Origin of the sequence: Pseudonocardia sp. SID8383 (assembly GCF_009864975.1) — a bacterium.
Classification (GTDB): domain Bacteria; phylum Actinomycetota; class Actinomycetes; order Mycobacteriales; family Pseudonocardiaceae; genus Pseudonocardia; species Pseudonocardia alni.
The window spans coordinates 1-826 of sequence record NZ_WWFY01000611.1 but is presented as its reverse complement, the minus strand read 5'-3'; the positions used below and the strand labels follow the sequence as shown (position 1 = coordinate 826).

Genomic DNA, 826 nt, shown 5'->3' with positions numbered 1-826 from the left:
CCGACCCCGCCGTCCCCGGCGGCGCCCCGCTGCCGACGCTGATCGCCGAGGCGAGGGCGCTGGCCGAGGGCTGCGCGGCGCACCGGACCCCGGCGTTCCTGGCGAGCCTGTCCACCGACAACGTCGCCCGCGACCTGGACCGGCTCCGCGCCGCGCTCGGTGAGGAGACGATCACCTACTACGGCATCTCCTACGGCACCGTCGTCGGCCCGATGTACGCCACCCTGTTCCCGGACCGGGTCCGGCAGATGGTCCTCGACGCGCCCGTCGACACCACGTTGTGGACCGGGGACTCCCTGGAGTTCCTCGACGAGGTCGCCGTCGCCAGTGAGCGGACCCTCGACGCCTGGTTCGACACCTGCCGCGCGGAGGGCACCGCGGCCTGCCCGTTCGGCGACGGCGACCCGGCCGCCGCGTTCGACGACCTCGTCGCCGGTCTGGAACGCCGTCCCGCCCCGGCCCGGGCGGTGGAGGGTCTCGCCCCGGCCGGCGTCGTCGACGGCGCGATGCTGCTGGAGACCGCCCGCGGCGCGGCGGGTGACCGCGCCCTCTGGCCGGTGCTGACGACGGCGCTGACGACCGCGCAGCAGGGCGACGGCACCCTCACCCACCTGCTCTACCGCACCCTGACGGTCTCGCCGTTCGGTGTCCCGACCGCGACGCAGGAGCAGCACACCGCGGTGCGCTGCGCGGACTGGACCACCCCGGCCGACGTCGCCGCGCACACCGCGGCCGCCGAGCGCGCGGTCGAGCACGCACCGCGGATCGGCACCCGCGCCGCCTACAGCGCGCTGGCCTGCGCGGTGTGGCCCGCGCCGAACACCGA

At 76.5% G+C, this 826-nt stretch carries 1 protein-coding gene; it reads left to right on the top strand.

Features of this window, described 5'->3' with window-relative positions:
* On the top strand, positions 1 to 826 hold an 826-nt coding region (locus GTW08_RS14815; RefSeq protein ID WP_161152083.1), incomplete at both ends, for an alpha/beta fold hydrolase.